Annotated in this window: 22 protein-coding genes, 3 rRNA genes and 2 pseudogenes; 10 read left to right on the top strand and 17 right to left on the bottom strand. The window is 63.6% G+C overall.

The window, feature by feature from the left end:
* Positions 1–17 precede the first annotated feature (17 nt).
* Positions 18–281 (top strand): DUF6458 family protein, encoded by a 264-nt coding sequence (locus tag DTO57_RS08445; RefSeq protein WP_114117757.1) that lies wholly within the window; start codon positions 18–20, stop codon positions 279–281.
* Positions 282–294: 13 nt separating this feature from the next.
* Here the strand turns inward: DTO57_RS08445 and DTO57_RS08440 are convergent, their stop codons facing one another.
* The 3 genes and pseudogenes from DTO57_RS08440 to DTO57_RS08430 form a co-directional block, all read right to left on the bottom strand.
* The gene (locus DTO57_RS08440; protein ID WP_114117756.1) at positions 295–519 is read right to left on the bottom strand and encodes a DUF1304 family protein; all 225 of its coding nucleotides are present in this window, start codon (positions 517–519) and stop codon (positions 295–297) included.
* Positions 501–1,346: an NAD-dependent epimerase/dehydratase family protein gene (locus DTO57_RS08435; RefSeq protein WP_114117755.1), complete on the bottom strand. Its 846-nt coding sequence runs from the start codon at positions 1,344–1,346 to the stop codon at positions 501–503. The genes DTO57_RS08440 and DTO57_RS08435 overlap by 19 nt, the downstream gene beginning before the upstream one ends.
* Positions 1,331–1,696: pseudogene (locus DTO57_RS08430) on the bottom strand (MmyB family transcriptional regulator); the annotation flags it as partial. The pseudogene DTO57_RS08430 and the gene DTO57_RS08435, both read right to left, overlap by 16 nt.
* 107 nt (positions 1,697–1,803) lie before the next feature.
* Here DTO57_RS08430 and DTO57_RS08420 point away from each other — a divergent pair.
* Entirely contained in the window at positions 1,804–2,346 is a 543-nt protein-coding gene (locus DTO57_RS08420; protein WP_114117754.1) for a sulfite exporter TauE/SafE family protein, read from the top strand.
* 174 nt (positions 2,347–2,520) lie between these two features.
* On the opposite strand, the pseudogene DTO57_RS08415 reads toward DTO57_RS08420, so the two are convergent.
* Positions 2,521–2,850, bottom strand: a pseudogene (locus DTO57_RS08415) (Hsp20/alpha crystallin family protein); the annotation flags it as partial.
* Here DTO57_RS08415 and DTO57_RS14820 point away from each other — a divergent pair.
* The 5 genes from DTO57_RS14820 (at position 2,740) to DTO57_RS08390 (ending at position 6,915) form a co-directional block, all read left to right on the top strand.
* On the top strand, positions 2,740–3,078 hold the full coding sequence (locus DTO57_RS14820; RefSeq protein WP_308420519.1) for a MerR family transcriptional regulator: 339 nt from the start codon (positions 2,740–2,742) through the stop codon (positions 3,076–3,078). The pseudogene DTO57_RS08415 and the gene DTO57_RS14820 overlap by 111 nt on opposite strands.
* Before the next feature lie 129 nt (positions 3,079–3,207).
* Positions 3,208–4,155, top strand: a complete 948-nt coding sequence (locus DTO57_RS08405) for an ATP-binding cassette domain-containing protein (protein WP_114117752.1) — start codon at positions 3,208–3,210, stop codon at positions 4,153–4,155.
* Positions 4,152–5,009 (top strand): ABC transporter permease, encoded by an 858-nt coding sequence (locus tag DTO57_RS08400; RefSeq protein ID WP_162785708.1) that lies wholly within the window; start codon positions 4,152–4,154, stop codon positions 5,007–5,009. The genes DTO57_RS08405 and DTO57_RS08400 overlap by 4 nt, the downstream gene beginning before the upstream one ends.
* Positions 5,006–6,214 carry a sensor histidine kinase gene (locus DTO57_RS08395; protein ID WP_114117750.1) on the top strand — a complete coding sequence of 403 codons (1,209 nt, stop codon included), beginning with the start codon at positions 5,006–5,008 and terminating at the stop codon, positions 6,212–6,214. The genes DTO57_RS08400 and DTO57_RS08395 overlap by 4 nt, the downstream gene beginning before the upstream one ends.
* Complete coding sequence (locus DTO57_RS08390; protein ID WP_114117749.1) at positions 6,211–6,915, top strand: response regulator; 705 nt, start codon at positions 6,211–6,213, stop codon at positions 6,913–6,915. Before DTO57_RS08395 ends, DTO57_RS08390 begins: the two co-directional genes overlap by 4 nt.
* 39 nt (positions 6,916–6,954) lie before the next feature.
* Here the strand turns inward: DTO57_RS08390 and DTO57_RS08385 are convergent, their stop codons facing one another.
* A complete protein-coding gene (locus tag DTO57_RS08385; protein ID WP_114117748.1) occupies positions 6,955–7,797 on the bottom strand; it encodes an alpha/beta fold hydrolase in 843 nt (280 codons plus the stop codon).
* 97 nt (positions 7,798–7,894) lie between these two features.
* Here DTO57_RS08385 and DTO57_RS08380 point away from each other — a divergent pair, with 97 nt between their 5' ends.
* Positions 7,895–8,461 (top strand): TetR/AcrR family transcriptional regulator, encoded by a 567-nt coding sequence (locus tag DTO57_RS08380; RefSeq protein WP_114117747.1) that lies wholly within the window; start codon positions 7,895–7,897, stop codon positions 8,459–8,461.
* On the opposite strand, the gene DTO57_RS08375 is transcribed toward DTO57_RS08380, so the two are convergent.
* Positions 8,365–8,856 (bottom strand): hypothetical protein, encoded by a 492-nt coding sequence (locus tag DTO57_RS08375; protein ID WP_114117746.1) that lies wholly within the window; start codon positions 8,854–8,856, stop codon positions 8,365–8,367. The genes DTO57_RS08380 and DTO57_RS08375 overlap by 97 nt on opposite strands.
* A 147-nt stretch (positions 8,857–9,003) precedes the next feature.
* Positions 9,004–9,255, bottom strand: a complete 252-nt coding sequence (locus DTO57_RS14690; protein WP_229730631.1) for a hypothetical protein — start codon at positions 9,253–9,255, stop codon at positions 9,004–9,006.
* A gap of 627 nt (positions 9,256–9,882) precedes the next feature.
* Between DTO57_RS14690 and DTO57_RS08365 the strand changes: the two genes are divergently transcribed.
* The gene (locus tag DTO57_RS08365) at positions 9,883–10,419 is read left to right on the top strand and encodes a type 1 glutamine amidotransferase domain-containing protein (RefSeq protein ID WP_114117745.1); all 537 of its coding nucleotides are present in this window, start codon (positions 9,883–9,885) and stop codon (positions 10,417–10,419) included.
* An 80-nt stretch (positions 10,420–10,499) separates the two neighbouring features.
* On the opposite strand, the gene nrdF is transcribed toward DTO57_RS08365, so the two are convergent.
* The 4 genes from nrdF to nrdH are packed head-to-tail and all read right to left on the bottom strand — an operon-like array spanning position 10,500 to position 14,369.
* Positions 10,500–11,474: a class 1b ribonucleoside-diphosphate reductase subunit beta gene (gene nrdF / locus DTO57_RS08360; RefSeq protein WP_114117744.1), complete on the bottom strand. Its 975-nt coding sequence runs from the start codon at positions 11,472–11,474 to the stop codon at positions 10,500–10,502.
* A 30-nt stretch (positions 11,475–11,504) separates the two neighbouring features.
* Positions 11,505–13,664 carry a class 1b ribonucleoside-diphosphate reductase subunit alpha gene (gene nrdE, locus DTO57_RS08355; protein WP_114117743.1) on the bottom strand — a complete coding sequence of 720 codons (2,160 nt, stop codon included), beginning with the start codon at positions 13,662–13,664 and terminating at the stop codon, positions 11,505–11,507.
* Positions 13,646–14,101 carry a class Ib ribonucleoside-diphosphate reductase assembly flavoprotein NrdI gene (nrdI, locus tag DTO57_RS08350; RefSeq protein WP_114117883.1) on the bottom strand — a complete coding sequence of 152 codons (456 nt, stop codon included), beginning with the start codon at positions 14,099–14,101 and terminating at the stop codon, positions 13,646–13,648. The genes nrdE and nrdI overlap by 19 nt, the downstream gene beginning before the upstream one ends.
* A gap of 34 nt (positions 14,102–14,135) precedes the next feature.
* Positions 14,136–14,369, bottom strand: a complete 234-nt coding sequence (nrdH, locus tag DTO57_RS08345; RefSeq protein ID WP_114117742.1) for a glutaredoxin-like protein NrdH — start codon at positions 14,367–14,369, stop codon at positions 14,136–14,138.
* 345 nt (positions 14,370–14,714) lie between these two features.
* On the opposite strand from nrdH, the gene DTO57_RS08340 reads away from it, so the two are divergent.
* A complete protein-coding gene (locus DTO57_RS08340; RefSeq protein ID WP_114117741.1) occupies positions 14,715–15,866 on the top strand; it encodes an acyl-CoA dehydrogenase family protein in 1,152 nt (383 codons plus the stop codon).
* A gap of 75 nt (positions 15,867–15,941) precedes the next feature.
* On the opposite strand, the gene rrf is transcribed toward DTO57_RS08340, so the two are convergent.
* From rrf to DTO57_RS08310, 6 genes are all read right to left on the bottom strand, one after another.
* Positions 15,942–16,058, bottom strand: a 5S ribosomal RNA gene (rrf, locus tag DTO57_RS08335).
* A 159-nt stretch (positions 16,059–16,217) separates the two neighbouring features.
* Positions 16,218–19,314 (bottom strand): 23S ribosomal RNA (locus DTO57_RS08330).
* 373 nt (positions 19,315–19,687) lie between these two features.
* Positions 19,688–21,211, bottom strand: a 16S ribosomal RNA gene (locus DTO57_RS08325).
* The 16S, 23S and 5S rRNA genes sit together here, the layout of an rRNA operon.
* 602 nt (positions 21,212–21,813) lie before the next feature.
* Positions 21,814–23,199: a glycine--tRNA ligase gene (locus tag DTO57_RS08320; RefSeq protein WP_114117740.1), complete on the bottom strand. Its 1,386-nt coding sequence runs from the start codon at positions 23,197–23,199 to the stop codon at positions 21,814–21,816.
* A gap of 95 nt (positions 23,200–23,294) precedes the next feature.
* Positions 23,295–23,693, bottom strand: coding sequence for a hypothetical protein (locus tag DTO57_RS08315; protein WP_114117739.1), 399 nt, complete (start codon positions 23,691–23,693; stop codon positions 23,295–23,297).
* Positions 23,690–24,331: a YdeI/OmpD-associated family protein gene (locus DTO57_RS08310; protein WP_114117738.1), complete on the bottom strand. Its 642-nt coding sequence runs from the start codon at positions 24,329–24,331 to the stop codon at positions 23,690–23,692. The genes DTO57_RS08315 and DTO57_RS08310 overlap by 4 nt, the downstream gene beginning before the upstream one ends.
* Between the last annotated feature and the right edge of the window lie 4 nt (positions 24,332–24,335).

The raw sequence follows: 24,335 nt of genomic DNA, 5'->3' as shown, positions 1-24,335 counted from the left end.
GACTGGAAGGACGCATCATGGGCATCGGATCGGGAATTGCACTCATCGCGATCGGCGCGATCGTGGCCTTCGCCGTGAACGTGGACCTGGGCGGCACGGTCGATCTCGACCTCATCGGCTACATCCTGATGATCGCAGGAGCGGTCGTCTTCCTCATCAGCCTCGTCCTCGTCCTGCGACGCCGAAGCACCGTCACGCAGCAACGCGTCAGCACGGATCCCGCGAGCGGCGACCAGATCGCGACGCGGCGCTCCACCGACAACGGCGACCCCCTGGTCTGATCCGGCGCCGCGGTCAGCCGAGGGCGACCCCGGCGCCGAGGATCACGACGGCGAGCAGCGGGAAGAACCCCTGCTTGACGGCCGCCGCACGCTTGTCTGCCGCCGAGAGGACGAGCACGAGCGCCGCGGCGAGCATGGAACCGGTGCCTGCGAAGACGAGCGCGTAACCGGGCACCGCATTCTCGCCGGCGAGCGCCGCGAGAACGAGCCCGGCGACGATCATGCGCGGTCCCGCCACGAGTGCTTCGGCTCGTACCCGAGTAGGCGACGCGCCTTGTCGATCGACAGCAGGGTCTCGTGGTCTCCGACGGCCTTCTTCAGCGGGACATCGGGGAAGACCTCGGCGAGAAGCTCGGAGTTGGGGCGCGTCATGACGGTATCGGCTGCCGCGATGATGAACTGGTCGAACCCCGCCGGCGCCACCTCGAGCGCGCGTTCCACGGCCTGTGCGCCGTCGCGGGCGTCGATGTAGCCCCAGAGGTTCCACTTGCGCTTCGTCGCATCATCGTCGAAGGAGCCGAACGCCTCGTAGTCCTCGGGGACCATCACGTTGGAGAAGCGCAGTGCCGTGATCGACAGATCGGGATACCAGCGCACGAGTTCGTCGGCCATGCGCTCCTCGAGCGTCTTCACGAGCGAGTAGACGCTCTCGGGGCGGGGCGCGTACTCCTCGTCGACGGGCGCGTAGGGCGGGTCGATGTCGAAGGGCAGTCCGAGGACCGTCTCACTCGAGGCGTAGACGATCTTCCGGATCCCGAGTCGCACCGCGGCCCAGAACACATTGAAGGTCGCGGTCATGTTGTTGTGGAACGTGGCAACCTCGCTGCGGATCCCCGGGGCGGGGATGGCGCCCAGGTGGACGACGGCGTCGACCGGTTCGCCGCGATCACCGCCGCTTCCGAAGGCATCGATGACCTGACCGTAGTCGGTCAGCTCAACCTGCAGGAAGCCGCTTCCGCGGGCCCCGATGGCGTCCAATCCCAGGACCTCGTGCCCGGCAGCGCGCAACTCGCGCGCTACGACCGTGCCGAGCTTGCCGCTGTATCCCGTCAGTGCGATTCGCATGTGTCAAGAATGACACGAACGCGGGGCGGCATGGCGTCCGTGGCGGGACCGCGACCTGAAGTCGTGGCAGCCTGCACCGGATGCTCCGCTTCCCAGGAGGCGAGCAGGACAAGGCGCTCGGCGGATGCCGACCCGGGCTCGGCCGTATATATGAGCATCCTCGCCCCGGGATCGGCGGTGATGGCGAACTCTTCGTAGACGAGTGTGAGCTCCCCCACGATCGGATGGCGGAAGCGCTTGGTACCTGCGCCGTGGGTGCGGACGTTATGCGCGCCCCAGAGCGTGCGGAACGTGTCGCTGCGCGTGGAGAGCTCGCCCACCAGATCTTGCAGGGCGCGGTTGTGCGGGTCAGCATGACGCCCGGTACCGTCGTGCGCGTGCCGGGCGGCACGAAGCGCTGGCACGGGGCGAAAGCCGACTCGTGGTTCAGCCACCTCGCGTTCATCACGCCCGGCGCATGGTCATCCTGCTCACCGCGGGGATCGTCCCCGCCGCGGTCCTCGGATCCGCCCTCAACTCGCGCATCCCTGATGCGATCGCCATGGTCCCCCTCGCGCTCCTCGCGCTCGCGGCGGGCGGATACCAGCTTCTCTCACGGCGGCCGCGTGGGGCCACCGACCGGCGCCTGCCCGCCGCCGGCCTGGTGTGCATCGGCGCCGCGGTGGGCCTCGCGTCGTCGGCGACCGGCACGGGCGGTCCGCTCATCCTGGTGCCGATTCTGCTGTTCCTCGGCGTGCCCGTGGTCACCTCCGTCGCCGCCGCGCAGGTGATCCAGGTGCCCCTCGTGATCTTCGCGACGGCCGGGTACGCGCTGCACGGAGACGTGGACTTCGCGGCCCGTACCCTCTTGGGCATCGTCGCCGTCGTCGGCGTGTATCTCGGCAGCCGGGTCGCGACGCGCGCGCCCGCGAACCGGATCCGTCTCTTCGCCGGCTCGAGCCTGCTCGTGATCGGCGCCGCCCTCCTGATCGTGAACGGCATCGGCCTCTTCACGGGCTAGCGAGAGCGCTGGCGCGGCATCAGCGCGCACCAACGGGATCCGTTCACCCGTGGTCGATCTCGATGTGCGAGATCGTGCATCGACGGCATCCGCAGGGTCGAGGGCCCGCCGGGCCCGGAGCCTGCCAGTGGGGCTCCGGGCCCGTTCTCATGGTGACCAGTCCTGCCGGATGCGTCAGGCGTTGATGCTCTTCTGCGGCTCCTGCTCGCGGATCGCCTCGCGTGAGGTGACGCTGATCTTGCGTGGCTTCGCCTTCTCCGCGATCGGGATCCGCAGGCATAGCACGCCGGCTGTGTAGTCGGCATCGACCTTCTCGGTGTCGAGCGAGTCGCCGAGCACGAGCTGGCGGCTGAAGACACCCCAAGGCCGCTCTGATGCGACCGCGTCGACCGCATCGGGAATGCGGCTGAGTCGTTCCGCCTTAATGGTCAGGACGTTACGTTCCACGTCGATGTCGAGCTTGTCCGGATCGATGCCGGGGAGGTCGAGTTCGACGACGAACTCGTCGGAGTAGGTGAGCAGACGCTGCGACTGTACGAGCGCAAGGGACTGCTCGCGCCCAGTCGCACGGCGGGCGGTACGCGCCGGTACAGTGAGGAAGACCTCTCGACCGTGCGACGAGTCATCGAGCTCGTGGAGGTCGGAGTGAATCTCGTGGGGATCCGCCACGTCCTCGAGCTGGAGGCTGCCAATCAGGCTCTGAGAGCCCGATTGGACGAGCTCACCGACTGAACGGCGCGAGGTATTCGCCTGAGACGAGATGTGGACCGTAGTACGAGGTGCCTCCGGAAACCTAGCTGGCGGTCCGATGTGCTCTGCCCACAGCGTTCGTAGCGTGGTCCTCGAACGAAAGGCGGACGCATGATCCGAGTCAGTGGGTTGACGAAGCAATACGGCAAGAAAGCCGCGGTGAAAGGCATCGACTTCACGGTCGAGCCGGGGCAGGTGACCGGGTTCCTCGGGCCGAACGGAGCGGGGAAGTCAACGACGATGCGCATGATGGTCGGCCTCGACCGCCCCACCGCGGGTTTCGCGGAAGTCAACGGACGCAACTATCGTGATCTCACCGCACCCCTGCGCGAGGCGGGCGTACTGCTCGATGCGCGGGCCGCGCACCGCCGCCGCACGGCGTACAAGCATCTGCTCGCCGTCGCCGCGACACACGGCATCGACAAGCGACGCGTGCACGAGGTCATGGGGATCACGGGAATCGAGCCTGTCGCCCACAAGCGCGTCGGCGGCTTCTCGCTCGGCATGGGTCAGCGGCTCGGAATCGCGACGGCGCTGCTGGGCGATCCGCCGACGATCATCCTCGACGAGCCGGTGAACGGGCTCGACCCCGACGGAATCCTCTGGATCCGCGAGTTGCTGCGGCGTCTCGCGGCCGAGGGCCGGACGGTACTGCTGTCGTCGCACCTGATGAGCGAAATGACGCAGACCGCCGACCATCTCGTGGTCATCGGACAGGGCCGGATCCTCGCGGACGGCCCCCTGCAGGAGGTCATTTCGAGCGTGACGCGGCCGAAGGTCCGCGCACGGACCCGCGAGCCGCAGCGGCTGGCGACCGCGCTTGTCGAGCTGGCCACCGGGCCGGGCGCCGCCGTCTCCGTCGTTGCGGACGGCACGGTCGAGATCGAAGGATTGAGCGCGGAGGATGTCGCCCGCGCCGCGGCGTGGCACGGCATCGTGTTCCACGAGCTCACGACCGTCGAGGGGTCCCTCGAAGAGGCGTACCTCGCCCTGACCGCGCACGACACCGAGTATCGCTCGGCCGCGATCGACTCGCAGACGAACGGAGCCACCCGATGAGCCCTCAGACCAGCCCTGCCCATAACCCCACCCGGCATGCCGACTCGGTCTTCGAGCGCGCACGCTTCAGCGGTCTGATTCGTTCGGAATGGGTGAAGACGGCGAGCCTCCCGTCGACGGTTCTCCTTCTCATCGGGATCCTCGCGGCGGGGCTCGGTGGCAGCATGTTCCTCGCGGTCACGCTCGAGTCGTCCGGTGTGCCCTCTGTGGCGTCACTGGAACAGACGGTGAATGACGTGCTTTCGCCGATGGTCATCCTGGGTCAGATCATTGCGGGTATCGTCGGCGTCATGTCGATCGGCGCCGAGTACTCGTCCGGCTCGATCCAGCCCACGCTGATCGCAAGCCCGCGGCGCCTTCCCGTGCTCGGCGCGAAGACCCTCGTGGTGTTCTCGATAGTCACCGTGGTGGGGCTCGTGACGGCCTTCGCATCGTGGACGGCGACCTATCCGTTCTATGCCGAGCATGGATTGGAGGCACGCCTCGATGCACCCGGCGTGCTGGTCGCGCTGCTCGGATCGGCCGCGTACCTCGGGCTCTGCGCCGTGTTCGGAGTGGGCATCGGCACTCTCCTGCGTTCGACGACGATCGGTGCGGTCATCGTGTTTGTCGTGACGCTGCTCGGCCCCATCCTGGCCTCCGTGCTGCCGTACGGCCTGTTCTCCCGCGTCGTGCGGGTGCTGATGCTCGGCAACGCCGGCGATGCGATGTCGCGTGTGCGTGATGCGCCGGGGCCGTTCCTCGATATCTGGACGGGCCACATCAGCGCCGGAGCCGGATGGATGATCGCCCTGGCGTGGACGGCGCTCGCGCTTACCGCGGGTGCCCTTGCTCTCATGAAACGCGACGCATGATCTCGCCCAGGGTCGAACTCGCGACCTACCTGGTGTTCGCCGCCGGGTTCGGATACTTGTCGGTCGAATCCGAGCTCGTGACGCCACCCTGGGCCATCGCACTGCTGTGTCTCGGCGGGGTCGCGACGGTACGCTTGCGCCGCCGCGACCCCACTGCCGCACTCGGTGTCGCGCTGATCCTCTTGCTCCTGTCCGCGGCCGGGGGAACGGGCGCGGAAGCGATTCTCGTCGGCTTCGCCCTGCTCGGCGCTGGGGCGATTCGCAGCGTCCGCTGGACCTGGACGGCCTACGGGTTCGCTGCGGCCACGGGAACGCTCGCCGCGCTGATCCTCTCCTTGCGCGTACGCTCCGGCCCGCCGATTCTCGGGCTCGCGCCACGGGTCGATCAGACGGCGTGGGCGACCGACTGGCTCAGTCTCAGCGCCGTCTTCATGGGAATCACGCTGATCACGACCCTCGCCGGGCTCAACATCGGCCATCGGCGCAGGCACATCGCCTCACTCATCGAACGCGCGGAGCAGATGCGGCGCGAGCGCGATCAGCAGGCGGACATCGCCCGCGCTCTCGAACGGGAGCGCATCGCGCGCGAAATGCACGACGTGATCGCCCACAGCCTCTCGGTGATGATCTCGCTCGCGGATGGCGCCAAGGCCGCTGCTCCGGGAAAGCCGGAGGAGGCCCGCCGGGTGATCGGACAGGTGGCCGATACGGGCCGGCGAACCCTCGGCGAGGTCCGCCGGCTGCTCGGGCAGGTGCGAAACGGGGCCGAGCCACAGGCCGATACGCCCTTGCTCGGCCCGGAACAGTTGCCTGAGCTTGTCGCGGACTTCGCCACCGCGGGTCTGCCAGTGCGCCTGGAACGGGAAGGACGGCTGCGCAGCGACACCGCTGTGGAACTCACCGTGTATCGGATTGTGCAGGAGTCTCTGACCAACGTGTTGCGCCATGCACGACAGGTGCGCAACGTTCTCGTCAGAATCGACGCGGGCGACGAAACGGAAGCCGATGAGGTCACGATCCTGGTGGAGGATCAATCGGCTCCCGTCCAGGGCCTGGAGTCACGGGTCGTGGGCACGAACGTCCCTGGCCGGGGCCTGCTCGGCATTCGGGAGCGCGCCGCGCTCTACGATGGCTTGGTGGAGGCAGGGCCGAGGGACGGCGGCGGGTGGCGAGTATTTGTGCGCCTGCGAACGGAGGAGAGATGACGGAGAGCGGCCCTGCGGCGCCTCCGCGGATCCGGGTGCTGCTGACAGATGACCAGGATCTCGTCCGGTACGGTCTCCGACTCGTGCTCGAGGCGGAACCCGACATCGCTGTCGTTGGCGAGGCCTCCGACGGGGCCGAGGCCGTGCGCGCGGTGGCGCGGCTCGCGCCGGATGTGGTGCTGATGGATGTCCGCATGCCGGGCGAGGGAGGCATCGAGGCCACCGAGCGGATCGCGCGGGAGTATCCCGACGTGCGCGTGCTCGTGCTGACGACGTACGACCTCGATGAGTTTGCATTCGGCGCATTGCGGGCCGGAGCAGCGGGTTTCTTGCTGAAGAACACCCGGCCAGAGGAACTCGTCGCCGCGGTGCGCACCGTACACGCCGGTGACGCCGTCGTCGCGCCGCGGATCACCGCGAAGCTGATCGATGTGGCGATTCCGCACCTGGCGGATCCCGATGCCGCGGCGGCAAACAGCGACGCCGAGAACGCCCTCTCGGAGCTGACCGCCCGCGAGCGCGAGGTGTTCGTGCTCATCGGAAAGGGACTGAGCAACGCCGAGATCGCCGACTCGCTCTATGTGAGCGAGTCGACGGTCAAGGCGCACATCGGCCGGATCCTCGCGAAGCTCCATCTCGCCGGCCGCGTTCAGGCGGTCATCCTCGCGTACGAACTGGGCGTCGTCGTCCCCCGTGGCTAGGACATCTCGCCCGGATCCGTCGTCGGCCGTCCCGTTTCACTACTTCGCGAGGAAGCTCGTCAGCGCGGCGTTCACCTCGTCGGCGTGGGTCCACAGCAGACCGTGCGGGGCGCCCTCCACCTCGACGTAGTCGGCCTCGGGCACCGCCTGATGGAAGCGGCGCGCGGTCGCGTCGATCGGGAGGATGTTGTCCTTCGTGCCGTGCAGGATGAGCGTGGGCTTCGCGGCGGCGCGCACAGCCTTCACATCGTCGCGGAAGTCCTCGAGCCACGCCGGCACGACCGCGTACGCGGCAACGGGTGCGCTGGTTACCGAGAGATTCCAATTGGCCTCGACGACGTGCTGGCTGATGCGAGTGCCGAGGTTCTCGTCGAGGTTGTAGAAGCCGCTGTAGAACTCGGTGAACCATGCATAGCGGTCGTTCTTCGCGGCCGCTGAGATGCCGTCAAAGACCTCCTGCGGCACGCCCTCGGGGTTGTCGTCTCGTTCGACGAGGAAGGGCTCGAGCGACGCGAGGAAGGCGAGCTTCGCCACTCGCTCGTGACCGTAGTTCGCAACGTAGCGCGCCAGCTCGCCGGTACCCATCGAGAACCCGACCAGGACCACCTCACGCAGGTCGAGCGTTTCGAGCACCGTGTTGAGGTCGGCGGCGAAGGTGTCGTAGTCGTACCCCGTGCCGACCTTCGACGACTGCCCGAAGCCGCGACGGTCGTATGTGATGACGCGGTAACCCTGCGCCAGCAGTTCGCGGGTCTGCCGCTCCCAACTGTGGCCGTTCAGAGGGTAACCGTGGATCAGGACGACCGGCTGCCCCTGGCCCTGGTCTTCGTAGTAGAGCTCGATGGGGGTCGTGTTCTCGGCGCCGACGGTGATGTAGCCCATGATGCTGTTCCTTTTCGCTCCCGGCGAGAACGGTCGTTCTCACTCGATGCCCCCACCATATGAGAACGATCGTTCTCATGTCAAGTAGACTGAATGCATGACCGAGTCGGAAGCACGCGAGAAGATCCTCGCCGCAGCAGAAGATCTCTATTACCGCAAGGGATACGCCGCCGTCGGAATGGACGAGCTGCGCACTGCCGCCGGCGTGTCGCTTCGACGCCTCTACGCACTTTTCCCGTCGAAGACCGACATCATCGCCGCCGTCCTACGACGCAAGCACGACGAGTGGGGATCAGGGTTGGCCGCCGCCGTACGCGCGGCCGGCGACGAGCCCCGTGCCCGGCTCCTCGCCGTCTACGGGCACCTCGAAGAATGGTTCTGCGCTGACGACTTCCGCGGCTGCGCGTTCATCAATGCCTTCGGAGAGCTCGGGGGCACCCACCCCGATGTCGCGCAGATCGTGCGCGAGCACAAGGCGTCGTTTCAAGAGCAGATGGCGACGCTCGCAACCGACGCCGGCGCGCAACCCGCGCTCGCATCCCAGCTCTCGATCCTCGCCGAAGGCGCTCAGACCACCGCGGCGATCTCCGGCGACCCGCAGGTCGCGGTGCAGGCGAGGAAAGCGGCGGAGACACTGATCGACGCATCGCTTCCACGGCCTTGAGTCGCAGGAGCGGCGACGATGAGGTCTGCGTGTTCGGCGGTGCGATCGTCTCCCTGCCACAGGTCCTCGCGGGACAGCGCGCTACCGATGTCCTCCACCCCGTCGATGCCGGGGACGAGCCCCGTGGCGAGTTCGATCTGATCCGCCGTCAGCGTGAAGACGCTCTTGTATGAGTCCTCGTAGGCGACGGTGAGCCAGTCGCCCTCCGCGGGCGTCCGGCCGTCCGCTGGGGGAGCGTCCGGTGACGGTTCCGTGCCCGGGGAGGCCGTCTGCGGCTGCACCGCCGCCGGTGTCGAGGTCGGGTCCGTGCTGGACGCGGGTTTCTCCGCGGTGCAGCCGGTCAGTGCGAGGAGCGCGACGATACCCGCCGCGGCGACGGTGAGGGGCTTCTTCATGACGCGTGTCCTCTCTGCTCTGTCGGCGCGGATCGCTCTTCGCGCCGGCATCGATCGCGCGTGCGGCTGCGGCTGCGTCGGTCGCGTCGACCGCCTCCCAGAGCTGGGACGTGGCATCGGAATTCATGTCGTCATTCTCCGTGTCGGTCATGGTGCATGCGGCGAGCGCATCAGCGCGTCCTGTGCGTTCTGCGCGTCGAGGAGGACGACGTCGGCGCGGGCGCCGGCGACGATATCGTGCGCGTCCGCGCCGACGAAGCCCGCGGCGCGGCTGGTCGCCAGTTCGACGGCGTAGCGCAGGTCGTCGTCTCGGCGCAGCCCGTGAAGCTGGGCGAAGGTGTTCGCGACCCCCGAGGATGTCGCCGTCGCCGTATGGCGACCGCAGGTCGCGGATGCCATCGGTGCCGAGCCCGATCCGCAGACCGTTCTCACGGATCCGGTCCAGGGGCAGCGGGGCGGAGCGCACCGGGGCGACGGTCGTCCAGCTGATGCCGAGCGTGCCGCCGTCGTGCAGGTGGATGTCGATGCCGCAGTCGCGTTTCGCCGCGATGCGGAACAGGCCATCGAGCTGGCCGAGCGGATCCCGGTCGATCGCGTCCGCGCTCGGGATGCCGTACTTCTCGCGCTCCGCGCGCTCGTGCGCGATGCGCCCCTGCGTCGTCGCCTCGCCGCCGTACAGGGCCCACGGCATGCCCCACCAGCTCTTGTCGATGTGAGCGTGCGTGTTGACGAGGCCGGGCAGGGCGAGCAGCCCACGGCCGTCGATCCTCTCCGCCGCTACCCCCGTGCCCGCCGGCACCACGCCCGTGATCTGATCGCCGTCGATCAGGATGTCTGCGGGGGCTCCGCCCCAGGGGCGCACGTTCTCGACCACGATCGTTATGGGAATTTGGTATACCAAATGCTGCGCGTTCCGTGCTCCCGAGATCCCTAGCGCACCGAGGGCATCAGGTTCAAGGGGATCCGCGCGGCGCGTCGAGGGATGCAGGATGGGTGGACGCATTCGCCGAATCGAAAGGACACACTATGCGCGCACTCGTCATCACGACCAACTACGGCACGGAGCAGGACGAGCTCCTCAGCCCGGCGAAGGCCCTCAAGGATGCCGGCGCCGAGGTCACCGTCGCCGCAACCGAGGACGCTCCGATCAAGACTCTGGTCTCGGACCAGGACCCCGGCGAGACCCTCACCCCGGACGCCGCGATCGGAGCCGTCTCGCATCGCGACTTCGACCTGCTCGTCATCCCCGGCGGAACCATCAACGCCGATTCGCTTCGCCTGAACGAGCCCGCGCAGGAGCTCGTGAAGGCATTCGCCGCGGACGGCAAGACGATCGCGGCGATCTGCCACGGCCCGTGGCTGCTCGTGGAGACCGGCTTGGTCTCGGGCAAGCAACTCACCTCGTATGCCAGCGTCGCCACGGACATCCGCAACGCCGGTGGACTCTGGCACGACCGTGGGCTGGTGACCTGCGACCACAACGGCTGGACGCTCATCACGTCCCGCTCCCCGCAAGACCTGCCGGCGTTCAACGCCGCACTCACCGCGCTGGCGCAGGCCTGACACGCAGCGAGCCCCGGAGCTGCACGGGGTGCAGTTCCGGGGCTCGTACGCGCCGTTTCGGCGGTCAGCGGTTCTGGGGGCTAGAAGTCCCAGTCGTCGTCCTCGGTGGCCTCAGCCTTACCGATGACGTAACTGGATCCGGATCCCGAGAAGAAGTCGTGGTTCTCGTCTGCGTTGGGCGAGAGGGCCGACAGGATCGCCGGGTTCACGTTCGTCGTCTCGGCCGGGAACATGGCCTCGTAGCCGAGGTTCATGAGGGCCTTGTTGGCGTTGTAGTGCAGGAACTTCTTGACATCCTCGGTCAGGCCGACCGAGTCGTAGAGGTCCTGCGTGTACTGCACCTCGTTCTCGTAGAGCTCGAAGAGCAGGTTGAACGTGTAGTCCTTCAGCTCCTGGCGGCGCTCCTCGGTCTCGTTCTCGAGACCCTTCTGGAACTTGTAGCCGATGTAGTAGCCGTGCACGGCCTCGTCACGGATGATGAGGCGGATCATGTCGGCCGTGTTCGTCAGCTTCGCGTGGCTCGACCAGTACATGGGCAGGTAGAAGCCTGAGTAGAAGAGGAACGACTCGAGCAGCGTCGAGGCAACCTTGCGCTTCAGCGGGTCGTCACCACGGTAGTAATCCATGATGATCTTCGCCTTCTTCTGAAGGTTCGGGTTCTCGATCGACCAGCGGAACGCGGCGTCGATCTCGGGCGTCGACGCGAGCGTCGAGAAGATGCTCGAGTACGACTTCGCGTGCACCGACTCCATGAACGCGATGTTCGTATAGACGGCCTCCTCGTGCGGGGTGAGCGCATCGGGGATCAGCGACACGGCGCCGACGGTGCCCTGGATCGTGTCGAGCAGCGTCAGACCCGTGAAGACACGCATCGTCAGCTTCTTCTCGTCCTCGGTCAGCGTCGCCCACGACTGGATGTCGTTCGAGAGCGGCACCTTCTCGGGCAGCCAGAAGTTGCTCGTGAGGCGGTTCCACACCTCAACGTCCTTGTCATCCTGGATACGGTTCCAGTTGATGGCCTGAACGTGATCCAGAAGCTGAAGCTTCTCAGTCATTCTTTTTCCTTTGTGTCTCAGGTCAGGGCGTTACAGCGTGCAGGAAACGCAGCCCTCGACCTCAGTACCCTCGAGGGCCATCTGGCGCAGGCGGATGTAGTAGATCGTCTTGATGCCCTTGCGCCACGCGTAGATCTGCGCGCGGTTGATGTCGCGCGTCGTCGCCGTGTCGGGGAAGAAGAGCGTCAGCGAGAGGCCCTGGTCGACGTGCTGCGTCGCCGCGGCGTAGGTGTCGATGACCTTCTCGTAGCCGATCTCGTACGCGTCCTGGTAGTAGTCCAGGTTGTCGTTCGTCATGAACGGCGCCGGGTAGTAGACGCGGCCGAGCTTGCCTTCCTTGCGGATCTCGATCTTCGACGCGATCGGGTGGATCGAGCTCGTCGAGTTGTTGATGTACGAGATGGATCCGGTCGGCGGAACCGCCTGCAGGTTCTGGTTGTAGATACCGTGCGCCTGGATCGACGCCTTCAGCTCGCGCCAGTCGTCCTGCGTCGGGATGTGGTGGCCCTCGAACAGCTCGACAACGCGAGCCGTCGCCGGCTTCCACTCCTGCTCGGTGTACTTGTCGAAGAACTCACCCGACGCGTACGTCGAGTTCTCGAAGCCCTCGAAGGTCACGCCGCGCTCGATCGCGATCTTGTTCGACGCCTGGAGGGCGTGGAACAGCACGGTGTAGAAGTAGATGTTCGTGAAGTCGATACCCTCTTCGGATCCGTAGAAGATGCGCTCGCGCGACAGGTAGCCGTGCAGGTTCATCTGACCGAGGCCGATGGCGTGCGACTTGTCGTTGCCGTCCTCGATCGAACGCACCGACTTGATGTGGCTCTGGTCGCTCACGGCGGTCAGGGCGCGGATCGAGGTCTCGACCGTCTGGCCGAAGTTCGGCGAGTCCATCGCGAGGGCGATGTTCAGCGAACCGAGGTTGCAGCTGATGTCCTTACCGATCTGGTCGTACGACAGGTCGGTGTTCAGCGTCGTCGGTGTGTTCACCTGCAGGATCTCGCTGCAGAGGTTCGACATGTTGATGCGGCCCTGGATCGGGTTCGCGTTGTTCACCGTGTCTTCGAACATCACGTACGGGTAGCCCGACTCGAACTGGATCTCGGCGACCGTCTGGAAGAAGGTGCGCGCGTTGATCTTCGTCTTCTTGATGCGCGGGTCGTCGACCATCTCGCGGTACTTCTCGGTGACCGAGATGTCGCCGAAGGGCACGCCGTAGACGCGCTCGACGTCGTAGGGCGAGAAGAGGTACATGTCCTCGTTGTTCTTCGCGAGCTCGAACGTGATGTCCGGGATCACGACGCCGAGCGACAGCGTCTTGATGCGGATCTTCTCGTCGGCGTTCTCGCGCTTGGTGTCGAGGAACTTCATGATGTCGGGGTGGTGCGCGTTGAGGTACACGGCACCCGCACCCTGACGCGCACCGAGCTGGTTCGCGTAGCTGAACGAGTCTTCGAGCAGCTTCATGACCGGCAGGATGCCGCTCGACTGGTTCTCGATCTTCTTGATCGGGGCGCCGGCCTCGCGGATGTTGCTGAGCAGCAGGGCCACGCCGCCGCCGCGCTTCGAGAGCTGCAGCGCCGAGTTGATGCTGCGGGCGATCGACTCCATGTTGTCTTCGATGCGCAGGAGGAAGCAGCTGACGAGCTCGCCGCGCTGCGCCTTACCGGCGTTGAGGAAGGTCGGGGTCGCGGGCTGGAAGCGGCCCGACAGGATCTCGTCGGTGAGCTTCAGCGCGAGGTCTTCGTCGCCGTCGGCGAGAGCGAGGGCGGTCATGACGACGCGGTCCTCGAAGCGCTCGAGGTATCGCTTGCCATCGAACGTCTTCAGCGTGTAGCTCGTGTAGTACTTGAACGCGCCGAGGAAGGTCTCGAAGCGGAACTTCTTCGCGTAGGCGAACTCGTTGAGCTTCTCAACGAACGAGAAGTCATACTTCTCGATGACGGCGCCTTCGTAGTACTGCTTCTCGACGAGGTAGTCGAGGCGCTCGCGCAGCGAGTGGAAGAAGACGGTGTTCTGGTTGACGTGCTGCAGGAAGTACTCCCGGGCGGCACGCTTGTCAGCCTCAAACTGAATCTTGCCGTCGGCGTCGTACAGGTTCAGCATCGCGTTCAACGCGTGATAGTCGAGACCCTCGAACGCGGGATTGTGCTTGAAGTCGACCTCGGTCGTCACTGCTGCTTCCACCATTTTTCCAATCCACGATTTACCCGAGCAACATCCTCGGCTGTGCCAAATAGCTCTACGCGATCCAAGTGCGGCACCCTGCACTTGCGACTGATGATGTCTCCACCAATGCAGTACGCCGAACCAAAGTTTGTGTTTCCGGTCGAGATGACCCCGCGGATCCACTTCCGGTTACCCTCGTCGTTCAGGAACCGGATGACCTGCTTGGGAACCGCGCCCTCACCGTTTCCCCCACCGTAGGTGGGAGAGATGAGAACGTACGGTTCGTGTACTTCAAGCGCCTCGTCGCGCTTGTACAACGGGATCCGCTTCGCTCGCATTCCCAGCTTCTCGACGAAGCGTTCCGTGTTTCCCGAAACACTCGAGAAGTACACGATGAGCGGCTCGGCCGGGGCCGAGCCACTCTGTGTAGAAGGAGCAAGACTCACTGTCGCGGTCATCAGCATCCATCCCCTCGCCGCAACAGCGGCATGATTACGCCAGGCGTGCGGCGAGTTCGTCAATCTTGTCGGGACGGAAGCCCGACCAGTGGTCGCCGTCGGTGACGACGACGGGGGCCTGCAGGTAGCCCAGCGACTTGACGTGCTCGAGCGCGTCAGCGTCCTCCGAAACGTCGGTCACCGAGTACTCGATGCCCTTCGCGTCGAGAGCGCGGTAGGTCGCGTTGCACTGCACGCAGGACGGCTTGCTGTAGACGGTAATCGCCATGAGTTCCCCTCCGAATGATCTGGTTACGCGGCAACTCGTGCCGTGCCTTCAATACTACATATAGAGGTCGATCGCGGGCTAGACCACAACCCATAGTAGTTACACGCGTGTCGTTTTCCACCGCGATGTCCACAGGTTATGCACTGAGTTGTGCACAGGCACCCCCCTCTCGAAACGCTCTCGGGACCCCCGAGATCATGCGCTTCGCGGCACTTCGCCGCGAAGTTGTCCACAGCTCGAACGCTACCTATGACCACTGACAAACGAAGGCCTGAGAAAGACCGTAGAGGGTGTGTCGCCGAGGGGCCGACCCCTAGATGTTGTGACGCTCCTAGGCTGGCCTACATGAGTGCAATCTTCGACCCCTCGCTCGCCCTCCCGAGCGACCTCCTCGAGCGGATCCGCGAGCGCGCCCCCGAGTTCGACCGCGACAACGTCTTCCCCGAGAAGGACCTCGCGGAGCTCGCGGACGCCGGCTACCTGCGGATCCTTCTCCCCACCGATCGTGGCGGATCCGGTGCCACCCTCGAACAGGCGAGCGCGGCACAGCAGCGGCTCGCGACGGCGGCGCCGGCGACGGCGCTCGCGATCAACATGCACCTGGTCTGGACGGCGGTCGCCCGGATCCTCCACGAGCGCGGCGACGACGCGCTCGGCCTCGTCGTCGAGGGCGCGGCGCGAGGCGAGGTCTTCGCCTTCGGCGTGAGCGAGGCCGGCAACGACGCGGTGATGTTCGACAGCCGCACGACCGCCGAGCGCACCGATGACGGCTATGCCTTTACCGGCACCAAGATCTTCACGTCGCTCGCGCCCGTGTGGACGCTGCTCGGCGTTCACGGCCGCGACGATAGCGACCCCGAGAACCCGAAGATCGTGTTCGGCTTCGTTGGCCGCGACGAGAACGTCGTCACGCGCGACGACTGGGACGCCCTCGGCATGCGCGGATCCCAGAGCCGCACCACAGAGCTCCACGGCGCCCTGGCGCCCGCCGACCGCGTGGTGAAGGTCATCGACATGGTCGATATCCCCGACGGCCTGCAGTTCGCGATCTTCGCCGCCTTCGAGCTCCTCGTCGCCTCCGTCTATACGGGCATCGCGCGACGGGCGATCGAGCTCGCGGCGGCGGCCGTGGCTGCGCGCGTGAGCAGCGCATCGGGCACCCCGCGCAGCGAGGATCCGGTCGTGCGCGACCGCATTGGAGACATGGCGCTGGCGTACGACGGCATCGTCCTCGAGCTGCGCGCCCTCACGCGCGACGTCGACGAGCAGGTCGATCACGGCGCCGCGTGGTTCCCGCTGCTGTCGGGAATGAAGGATCGCGCGACCGCGACGGCGCAGCGCATCGTCGACGACGCCCTCGCTCTGGCCGGCGGCGGATCCTTCCGCAACGCCAGCGAGCTCTCCCGCCTCGCCCGCGACGTGCGCGCCGGGGTGTTCCACCCGACCTCGCCCCGCGCCACCCGGCAGCAGGCAGCGGCCGCCTGGCTCGACGCGTAAGCGCAAAAAGGGCCGCCCCTCGCGGGGCGGCCCAAAAAGACACGTAAAACCACGAAAAGGTCACCCAACAGTTAAGTCCGGCGGTGTCCTACTCTCCCACAAGGTCCCCCTTGCAGTACCATCGGCGCTGAGAGGCTTAGCTTCCGGGTTCGGAATGTGACCGGGCGTTTCCCTCTCGCTAAAACCACCGAAACAACCAGCAACCAGCACGCGGTGCGTACGGTAAACCTGTTTCAGATAGCGAATATTCAACTATCAACAACCCCGCTAGCGGGATCAAGCTCTCGAAGAGATGAGATCATCCCCCGAGAACCACAAAGTGGACGCGAAACAACATACAGAAGATAAGTGTTTATCAAGTCATCGGCCTATTAGTACCAGTCAGCTACACACATTACTGTGCTTCCACATCTGGCCTATCAACCCAGTAGTCTGCTGGGAGCCTCTCGGACCGAAGTCCATGGAAGTCTCATCTCAAGGCCGGCTTCCCGCTTAGATGCTTTCAGCGGTTATCCATCCCGAACGTAGCCAACCAGCCATGCCCTTGGCAGGACAACTGGCACACCAGAGGTTCGTCCACCCCGGTCCTCTCGTACTAGGGGCAGATCCTTTCAAACTTCCTACGCGCGCAGCGGATAGGGACCGAACTGTCTCACGACGTTCTAAACCCAGCTCGCGTACCGCTTTAATGGGCGAACAGCCCAACCCTTGGGACCAACTCCAGCCCCAGGATGCGACGAGCCGACATCGAGGTGCCAAACCATGCCGTCGATATGGACTCTTGGGCAAGATCAGCCTGTTATCCCCGAGGTACCTTTTATCCGTTGAGCGACAGCGCTTCCACAAGCCACTGCCGGATCACTAGTCCCGACTTTCGTCCCTGCTCGACCTGTCAGTCTCACAGTCAAGCTCCCTTGTGCACTTACACTCGCCATCTGATTACCAACCAGATTGAGGGAACCTTTGGGCGCCTCCGTTACTCTTTGGGAGGCAACCGCCCCAGTTAAACTACCCACCAGGCACTGTCCCTGAACCGGATCACGGTTCGAAGTTAGATGTCCCAAATGACCAGAGTGGTATTTCAACAACGACTCCACCACCACTAGCGTGATAGCTTCACAGTCTCCCACCTATCCTACACAAGCCATACAGAACACCAATACCAAGCTATAGTAAAGGTCACGGGGTCTTTCCGTCCTGCTGCGCGAAACGAGCATCTTTACTCGTACTGCAATTTCGCCGAGTTCGTGGTTGAGACAGTTGGGGAATCGTTACGCCATTCGTGCAGGTCGGAACTTACCCGACAAGGAATTTCGCTACCTTAGGATGGTTATAGTTACCACCGCCGTTTACTGGGGCTTAAATTCTGAGCTTCACACCAAAGTGTTAACCCGTCCTCTTAACCTTCCAGCACCGGGCAGGCGTCAGTCCGTATACATCGTCTTACAACTTCGCACGGACCTGTGTTTTTAGTAAACAGTCGTTCCCCACTGGTCTCTGCGGCCCACACACCCTTTCAGCAGCAAGTGCCTATAAGTGCTGGGCGCCCCTTCTCCCGAAGTTACGGGGCCATTTTGCCGAGTTCCTTAACCACGATTATCTCGATCTCCTTGGTATTCTCTACCTAACCACCTGAGTCGGTTTGGGGTACGGGCGGCTAGAACCTCGCGTCGATGCTTTTCTCGGCAGCATAGGATCACCCACTTGATACGCATCACGTCTCAGCCTATATGACTCCCGGATTTGCCTAAGAGTCGGCCTACACGCTTACACTGGACACCATCTGCCAGCTGGGCTACCTTCCTGCGTCACACCTGTTAATACGCTAACCGCACCAGCATGGGGTCATGCGCTCCACCACCCGGCGACACCCGAAGGTATCAATGAATGGCTTTGGGCACTTAGCACCACTGGATTAGCTTGGGCGGTTCTTCGCCGGTACGGGAATATCAACCCGTTGTCCATCGACTACGCCTGTCGGCCTCGCCTTAGGTCCCGACTTACCCAGGGAAGATTAGCTTAACCCTGGAACCCTTGGTTATTCGGAGGACACGTTTCTCACGTGTCATTCGCTACTCATGCCTGCATTCTCACTCGTGTGGCGTCCACGGCTGGATCACTCCGCCGCTTCACCCACCACACGACGCTCTCCTACCCATCAACACGACTGGCCCGAAGGCAATCGCATGTGTCAATGCCACAACTTCGGTGGCGTGCTTGAGCCCCGCTACATTGTCGGCGCGGAATCACTTGACCAGTGAGCTATTACGCACTCTTTCAAGGGTGGCTGCTTCTAAGCCAACCTCCTGGTTGTCACAGCAACTCCACATCCTTTCCCACTTAGCACGCGCTTAGGGACCTTAGATGGTGGTCTGGGTTGTTTCCCTCTCGACGATGAAGCTTATCCCCCACCGTCTCACTGCTGCGCTCTCACTTACCGGCATTCGGAGTTTGGCTGACGTCAGTAACCTGTTGAGGCCCATCGGCCATCCAGTAGCTCTACCTCCGGCAAGAAACACGCAACGCTGCACCTAAATGCATTTCGGAGAGAACCAGCTATCACGAAGTTTGATTGGCCTTTCACCCCTATCCACAGCTCATCCCCTCAGTTTTCAACCTAAGTGGGTTCGGCCCTCCACGACGTCTTACCGTCGCTTCAGCCTGGCCATGGATAGATCACTTCGCTTCGGGTCTAGGACACGCGACTGAATCGCCCTATTCAGACTCGCTTTCGCTACGGCTACCCCACCCGGGTTAACCTCGCCACGTATCACTAACTCGCAGGCTCATTCTTCAAAAGGCACGCTGTCACCCCTCTAGGAGGCTCCAACGGTTTGTAAGCAAACGGTTTCAGGTACTATTTCACTCCCCTCCCGGGGTACTTTTCACCTTTCCCTCACGGTACTAGTCCGCTATCGGTCATCTGGAAGTATTTAGGCTTATCAGGTGGTCCTGACAGATTCACACAGGATTTCACGGGCCCCGTGCTACTTGGGATCCCCACAACCGCAGAACACGCATGTCGACTACGAGACTGGCACTCTCTCTGGTCCCGCTTTCAAACGGGTTCGTCTATACGCTTCTGTACGGCTAGAAGTTCGGCAGAACTTCTGAGTAGGTCCCACAACCCCGCACGTGCAACGCCTGCCGGCTTGAACACACGCACGGTTTAGCCTCATCCGCTTTCGCTCGCCACTACTCACGGAATCACTATTGTTTTCTCTTCCTGTGGGTACTGAGATGTTTCACTTCCCCACGTTCCCTCTACCCGCCCTATATATTCAGGCGGGAGTCACCAGAACACTCGCGCGTCTGGCGGGGTTTCCCCATTCGGAGACCCTGGGATCACAGCCCGCTTATCGGCTCCCCCAGGATTATCGCAGATTGCTACGTCCTTCTTCGGCTCCAGATGCCAAGGCATCCACCGTTTGCTCTTAAAGACTTGAAATCACATGAGCCACAGAATCGAAATATTCTATCTGTGTTCGCTTCTTTAAGATGCTCGCGTCCACTGTGTAGTTCTCAAAGTACAATCGCACCCCACCCGCCACAGGAAAACCTGTCTTGGCATGAGAGCGAGAAAGCTGCAACCCGAACCAGAACTCTAAGGAGCCCTCGTCCGTCGGCTGAGCCTTCAGGACCCAACAACGTGCATGCACCCCGACCCGAAAGCTTCCCCGTTCCAACCAAGCAAGCTTGGCGTACTAACAGAAACCCTCGTCTCGAGGTGCCTTGTCAAATGTTCTACCCATGAGCCCCAGAGCAACACATTCGGTCACTGACTGGGTTCTGAACATCCGAAGATGTTAGATGCTCCTTAGAAAGGAGGTGATCCAGCCGCACCTTCCGGTACGGCTACCTTGTTACGACTTAGTCCTAATTACCGATCCCACCTTCGACAGCTCCCTCCCACAAGGGGTTAGGCCACCGGCTTCAGGTGTTACCGACTTTCATGACTTGACGGGCGGTGTGTACAAGACCCGGGAACGTATTCACCGCAGCGTTGCTGATCTGCGATTACTAGCGACTCCGACTTCATGTAGTCGAGTTGCAGACTACAATCCGAACTGGGACCGGCTTTTTGGGATTCGCTCCACCTCGCGGTATCGCAGCCCATTGTACCGGCCATTGTAGCATGCGTGAAGCCCAAGACATAAGGGGCATGATGATTTGACGTCATCCCCACCTTCCTCCGAGTTGACCCCGGCAGTATTCCATGAGTTCCCACCATAACGTGCTGGCAACATAGAACGAGGGTTGCGCTCGTTGCGGGACTTAACCCAACATCTCACGACACGAGCTGACGACAACCATGCACCACCTGTATACCGACCACAAGGGGGCGACTGTTTCCAGCCGTTTCCGGTATATGTCAAGCCTTGGTAAGGTTCTTCGCGTTGCATCGAATTAATCCGCATGCTCCGCCGCTTGTGCGGGTCCCCGTCAATTCCTTTGAGTTTTAGCCTTGCGGCCGTACTCCCCAGGCGGGGAACTTAATGCGTTAGCTGCGTCACGGAGACCGTAGAAAGGCCCCCACAACTAGTTCCCAACGTTTACGGAGTGGACTACCAGGGTATCTAAGCCTGTTTGCTCCCCACTCTTTCGCTCCTCAGCGTCAGTTACGGCCCAGAGATCTGCCTTCGCCATCGGTGTTCCTCCTGATATCTGCGCATTCCACCGCTACACCAGGAATTCCAATCTCCCCTACCGCACTCTAGTCTGCCCGTACCCACTGCAAGCTAGAGGTTGAGCCTCTAGTTTTCACAGCAGACGCGACAAACCGCCTACGAGCTCTTTACGCCCAATAATTCCGGATAACGCTTGCACCCTACGTATTACCGCGGCTGCTGGCACGTAGTTAGCCGGTGCTTTTTCTGCAGGTACCGTCACTTTCGCTTCTTCCCTACTAAAAGAGGTTTACAACCCGAAGGCCGTCATCCCTCACGCGGCGTTGCTGCATCAGGCTTGCGCCCATTGTGCAATATTCCCCACTGCTGCCTCCCGTAGGAGTCTGGGCCGTGTCTCAGTCCCAGTGTGGCCGGTCACCCTCTCAGGCCGGCTACCCGTCGACGCCTTGGTGAGCCATTACCTCACCAACAAGCTGATAGGCCGCGAGCCCCTCCCGAACCGAAAAATCTTTCCCACCATTGACGATGCCGTCATGGTGCGTATTCGGTATTAGACGCCGTTTCCAGCGCTTATCCCAAAGTTCGGGGCAGGTTGCTCACGTGTTACTCACCCGTTCGCCACTAATCCACCTAGCAAGCTAGGCTTCATCGTTCGACTTGCATGTGTTAAGCACGCCGCCAGCGTTCATCCTGAGCCAGGATCAAACTCTCCAAAAAGAAAAAATGCACACCCACACGGGAAAACGTGTGAGCTGCGAGTTTGAAACTGACCAAAAGTAATGTCAACTGACATCAAATTGATCCAAAGGAATCTCTCAAAACTAGGGTTACCCCTAGCCCGAGGACATATTGGCATTTGACAAGTGCACGCTGTTGAGTTCTCAAGGATCAGACGCACCCGGCCCTCACCAATCAAGGTGAGCCCTCCGGGGCAACTTCACTAGTTTATCACCGTCCGTATTTCTGTCAAGTCCGACACGCCGCACTCGATGATCCGAGCGGGCTGTCAGCCTTAAAAACAACTTCAGGCGACAAGCTACTAACCTAATCACTCAAGCTGAGTGAAGCCTGTGAGCGTTGGATTCGAGAATCCTTCACCTTCGGGCTGCTAGGCATCAGATCGTAAGACCTGATCTGTAGCTTTTGTCGCCGTCTTGGGATGGGAGCCTAGTGGCTCAACCTCACCGCTTGGCGGCGACAAGGGATTACATTACGCGGATCCCGGGGGCCCAGCAAACGGACCCCGGGCCGGGCGTGTCGGGACCACCCCGGGTACGCGAAAGGGCCGGGGAGATCCCCGGCCCTTCGTCGCTGCTACATCACGCGCCGCGGAGGCGCTCCGCAAGGTAGCCGTACAGGTTGTCTAGCGAGACGCGCTCCTGGCCCATGGTGTCGCGGTCGCGGATCGTCACCGCGTTGTCCTCGAGCGAGTCGAAGTCGATCGTGACGCAGAACGGTGTACCGATCTCATCCTGGCGACGGTAGCGACGGCCGATCGCGCCGGCGTCGTCGAAGTCGACGTTCCAGGATCCGCGGAGCTCTTCTGCCACCTTGCGGGCAAGGGGCGAGAGCTTCTCGTTGCGGCTGAGCGGCAGCACGGCGATCTTGACGGGCGCGAGGCGCGGGTCGAGCTTCAGCACGGTGCGGGTGTCGGTGCCGCCCTTGGCGTTCGGCACTTCCTCCTCCTCGTACGCGTCGACGAGGAACGCCATCATCGAGCGGGTGAGGCCGAACGACGGCTCGATCACGTAGGGCACGTACTTCTCGCCCGACGCCTGGTCGAAGTAGGCGAGGTTCGAGCCCGAGTGCTCGATGTGGTTCTTCAGGTCGAAGTCGGTGCGGTTCGCCACACCCATCAGCTCGCCCCAGCCCTTGCCCTGGAAGCCGAAGTTGTACTCGAAGTCGATCGTGCGGTCCGAGTAGTGGGCGCGCTCGTCCTCGGGCACGTCGAACTGACGCATGTTCTCGGGGTCGACACCGAGGTCGATGAACCAGTTCCAGCAGGCCTCGACCCAGTGGTCGAACCACTCGGCGGCCTCGGCCGGCGGCACGAAGAACTCGATCTCCATCTGCTCAAACTCGCGCGTGCGGAAGATGAAGTTACCGGGCGTGATTTCGTTGCGGAACGCCTTACCGACCTGGCCGATACCGAACGGCGGCTTCTTGCGCGCCGCGGTGACGACGTTGGCGAAGTTCGTGAAGATGCCCTGCGCCGTCTCGGGGCGGAGGTAGTGCAGGCCGCTCTCGTCGTCGACGACGCCGAGGTAGCTCTTGACGAGGCCCGAGAACGACTTGGGCTCGGTCCACTGGCCGCGGGTACCGCAGTCGGGGCAGGCGATGTCGGCGAGGCCGTTCTCGGGCGCGCGGCCCTTCTTTGCCTCGAACGCCTCAATCAGGTGGTCCTCACGGTGGCGCTTGTGGCACTGCAGGCACTCGACCAGCGGATCCGTGAAGGTCGCGACGTGACCCGACGCCTCCCACACCTTCGACGGCAGGATCACCGAGCTGTCGAGGCCGACCATGTCGCCGCGTCCGCGCACGAAGGTCTGCCACCACTGACGGCGGATGTTTTCCTTGAGCTCGGTACCGAGGGGGCCGTAGTCCCATGCCGAACGAGAACCGCCGTAGATCTCACCCGCTTGGAACACGAACCCGCGGTGACGGGCAAGGGCGATAACTTTGTCGAGGCGAGACTGCTCGGCCACGGTGGCTCCAATGGTCGTCGGGGATGTCGTACGGCCAGACCGGCCGCCGCTACGCGTCACATCCTATCTGGGGCGCCTGCGTGACGTCGCTGGATTCACCGCCAGGGAAGCTCGCTATCGCCATCGGTGAGCGGACGCAGCTCGGGCGGTGGCGGCCACGGGAGGTCGAAGAGCTCATACGGCACATCGATCGCGCCGAAGTCGTCGGTCTTCACGACGATTCGACCGGGATGCCCGTCGAGGTCGGGACGAAACTCGACGAGCCGCACGCGGATCCCGCGACCCTCGCGCTCGAGGATCCACGGCTCGGCCATCCACGACAGGCTGGTGTTCTCAAGCGCGTCCTCCGCGAGATCCCAGTCGTCCGGATCCGTGAGCGGCGTCGCAAAAAGCGACATCGCCTGCCAGGCGTCGCCTCTCGGGCGGATCCAGCCGACGAGCTCGCCATCCGAGCTGCGGCGGTGCGGGATCCAGTCGTCGTCGATCGTCGTCATGTCGCCTTCTCCTGCGCGGCCGCGGCCGCGCGCTCGAGCCAGGCCGGGGTCTTGCCGGGGCGCGCGAGGGGGATCAGCTCGCCCGCCTCGCAGCACTCCACGAGCTGCCGGGCGCGGCGCTCGCGCGTGGGCTGCTGCTTCGCCGACGAGATCCAGTGGCGCACCGTCTTGCGATACCCCGGCGTCGCGGCGCCGAGAAACGCGACCGCCGCGGGCGACGCGTCGATAATCGCCTGCAGGTCTGCGGCGAACGCGGCGTCGTCTCGCTCGAAGCTATAGATGCCCGAATTGTCGTCGGTGCGGCGCTCGTAGGCGGCGAGGCCGGCGGGGTGCATACGGCCTTCTGCCAGAAGCCGCTCGACGTGCGCGATGTTGATCTTCGACCAGGTGCTCCGAGCCTTGCGCGGAGTCCACCGCTGGCGGCGCGATCCGTTGCCGTAGGGGTACGAGACCGAGTCGATCCACCCGAAGCACAGCGCCTCGGGCACTGCCTCGGCCCAGGTGAGGCCGCGCTCGGGCGCATCCCGACCCCTGAGCTCGATCCACAGCTCCGTCTCCGACGCGTGGTGTTCTTCGAGCCAGGCCCGGAACTCGCCCGCGTCGCGGAAGAACACGGGGGTCACGTCGTCAGCTCCCATGCGA

The sequence above is a fragment of the Microbacterium sorbitolivorans genome, from assembly GCF_003327285.1.
In the GTDB taxonomy this organism is placed as follows: domain Bacteria; phylum Actinomycetota; class Actinomycetes; order Actinomycetales; family Microbacteriaceae; genus Microbacterium; species Microbacterium sorbitolivorans.
The sequence above is the reverse complement of the archived record's forward strand: the minus strand, read 5'-3'. Positions and strand labels throughout refer to the sequence as shown.